At 62.4% G+C, this 2701-nt stretch carries 4 protein-coding genes; 3 read left to right on the top strand and 1 reads right to left on the bottom strand.

The window, feature by feature from the left end:
* From O2807_14320 to O2807_14310, 3 genes are all read left to right on the top strand, one after another.
* Positions 1-572: DUF429 domain-containing protein (locus O2807_14320; GenBank protein MDA1001678.1), on the top strand; the 572-nt coding region annotated here is incomplete at its 5' end.
* A 237-nt stretch (positions 573-809) separates the two neighbouring features.
* Positions 810-1121, top strand: a complete 312-nt coding sequence (locus O2807_14315; GenBank protein ID MDA1001677.1) for a ferredoxin family protein — start codon at positions 810-812, stop codon at positions 1119-1121.
* A gap of 104 nt (positions 1122-1225) precedes the next feature.
* Complete coding sequence (locus O2807_14310; protein ID MDA1001676.1) at positions 1226-2197, top strand: C-terminal binding protein; 972 nt, start codon at positions 1226-1228, stop codon at positions 2195-2197.
* A gap of 74 nt (positions 2198-2271) precedes the next feature.
* Here O2807_14310 and O2807_14305 read toward each other — a convergent pair.
* On the bottom strand, positions 2272-2701 hold a 430-nt coding region (locus tag O2807_14305; GenBank protein ID MDA1001675.1), incomplete at its 5' end, for a rhodanese-like domain-containing protein.

The raw sequence follows: 2701 nt of genomic DNA, 5'->3' as shown, positions 1-2701 counted from the left end.
CCAACGCGAGCGGCGGGAGAGCCTGCGACGATTCCTGCGCGGCGATATGGGGGCCGTTCAACGCCGAAGCGCCGCCGGCGAACCAGCGCCAGTGCGGCAATCCGACCCGGGGCGGCCGGCTCGTCACGAAATTCGAGGGGGAGGGATTTCACCTCGACTACTATTTTCCCCCGCGAAAGGAAACCCGAGCGGTCTTCGAGATCCTTCCCCAGCCCGCCTCGGTCGCGCTCCTGAGCCTGGAGAAGGCCTACAAGTTCAAGCGCAGCGCCACGGCACAGCATCAACAGGAGCTTGCGCTTTACCAAAGGGCTCTCATCAATGGCCTCGAAAAGCTGGTCCCGGCCGTCTACCTCGAAGGAGAGCTTGAGGGGCGGCTCCGCCGCGACCCGACGCACCTCAAGGGGGAGGAGTTCGAGCGGCAAGCCAATCTCATCGATGCCCTGATGTGCGCGGTTGCCGTCTATCACGCGTGGTACTGGGGGGCGGAAAAGTGGGAACCGGCGGGCAAGCCCGAGGAGGGGGCCATTCTCCTTCCCCGCGCCGATGGCTACCTGACCGCCGGGAGTGCCTGAGGCGGGACCACCTTTCTATGTCCGCTAAACCCAAAGGGTTACCTCCGGGACCCTGCAAGCTGAAAGCCCGAAAAAAGGCCGATTTCGCCTTGATATTCGGAAAATCCATCTGGTAGGATGGCGCAACGAATGGGGCGAAGCCCTTGGCAAAGAATGTGTCTATCAAATAACTTGTGCTGAGCGGCTCTAAAGTGAAGGGCATGCGAGGCGAGCCATCTCTTCTGGAGGTTTGATTTTATGACTTTTGTCATTAGTCAGAAATGTCTTGGCGAGCGCTATGCCACATGCGTGAGCGTGTGCCCTGTCGACTGCATGCACCCCGGCGAATACAAGGGCGAGCCCTTTCTCATTATCGACCCCGAAGAGTGCATTGACTGCGGCGTATGCCAACCCGAGTGCCCGATTGACGCGATTCTTGAGTCCGAGGACGAAGACCCTGAATGGGCCGCCATCAATGCGGAGCTTACTCCGGAATTCAAGAACAACGATCCGGTCGAACCGCGCCCGGCGAACGATCCGCCCAAAAAACCGGGAAACCAGCTTCGCTAAACCGGCTTGTGAAATGAAAAGCCGCAATCCCTTGGGGTTGCGGCTTTTTTATGCCGGTAAGATTCTCAGCACAAAAACGGCGCCGAAAGCACAGAGGAGCTCCCATGGCCCAGCGAAAAGAAAAGCCCATCGTCGTCATCGCGGGAACCCGCTTCCCGGATCAGAATATCGAGCGGAAGATACTCGCCCGGACCGGCTGCAACATCATCGTCGGGGACGGGCATGACGAGAACTCCCTCATCTCGCTCTGCCGGGAGGCGGACGGCGTGATCACCGGCTCTCTCGCCCACTTCACGCCCCGGGTCATCGCGCAGCTCGACAAGTGCCGCATCATCGCCCGCGTCGGAATCGGCCTGGACAACATCGATCTTCCGGCCGCAAAGAAAAAAGGAATCATCGTCACCAACGTGCCGGACTACTGCATCGATGAAGTGTCGGAGCACGCCATGGCGTTCATCCTCAGCTTCTCCCGGCAGGTCCAGGCGGGGGCCGCCGAGGCAAAGCGGGGCGGCTGGGGAATCTCCACCCTTCATCCCGTCCCCCGGTTAAAGGGCGCGGCGCTCGGCGTCATCGGTATCGGGCGCATCGGTTCGGCGCTGGCCAAAAAGGCGCGCGCCTTCGGGATGCGGATCATCGCCCACGATCCCTTCGCGCCCGATGCGGCCTTCAAGCGGATCCGCGCGGAGAAGGCCAGCATCGCCAAAATCCTCAAGACGGCGGACTACGTCTCGCTCCACTCCCCCCTCACCCCCAAAACCCGCGGGATGATCGGAGCGGCGGAGCTGAAGACGATGAAGAAAGGGGCCGTCCTCATCAACGTGGCGCGCGGCGGCCTGATTGACGAAAAAGCCCTGGCCGCGGCGCTGGAGAGCGGCACCATCCGGGGCGCCGCCCTGGATGTGCTCTCCCAGGAGCCGCCGCCGAAAAACCACCCCCTCATCGGGCTGGACAACTGCATCATCACCACCCACAGCGCCTGGTACACCACCGATGCGCTCCAGGACATGCGGGAGAAATCCGCCGGCGAGGTCATGCGCGTTCTGACGGGGAAAAAGCCGAGGTACCGCGCCGTCTGATCCCGGTTTCATCACGAAAAAAAGGAGGAGCCAATTCGGCCTCCTCCCTTTTTTCGTTCCGGAAAATCCGCCGTCTATTTTTCGATCGGAAATCCGACGATGCTCCCCCACTCCGTCCAGGAGCCGTCGTAGACCTTCACGTTCTCATAGCCGAGCAGACAGCGCATCGCAAACCAGGCGAGCGTCGCGCGGTGGCTGAGGCGGCAATAAACAACGATCTCGCCCGCCTTCTGCGGGTTCGCTCCCACACCGTCGAACGCCTTCTTCAACTCCCCGGGCGTCTTGAACGTATCGTCCTCGTTGAAAAGGTTCCCGTAAAAAAGATGGGCCGCGCCGGGGATGCGGCCCGTCCGCTCGGCGCCGTGATCGAAGTTGGGCGGGGGCATCACCCGCTCGCCGCTGTATTCCTCGTCCGAGCGGACATCGAGGAGGAGCCGCTCCGCGCTCCCCAGGTGCGCGCGCCCCTCGTCGCGCCCCCCGCGGGCCGCCCCATCCTCCCGCCCC

Source organism: bacterium (genome assembly GCA_027622355.1).
Taxonomy (GTDB): domain Bacteria; phylum UBA8248; class UBA8248; order UBA8248; family UBA8248; genus JAQBZT01.
The sequence above is the reverse complement of the archived record's forward strand: the minus strand, read 5'-3'. Positions and strand labels throughout refer to the sequence as shown.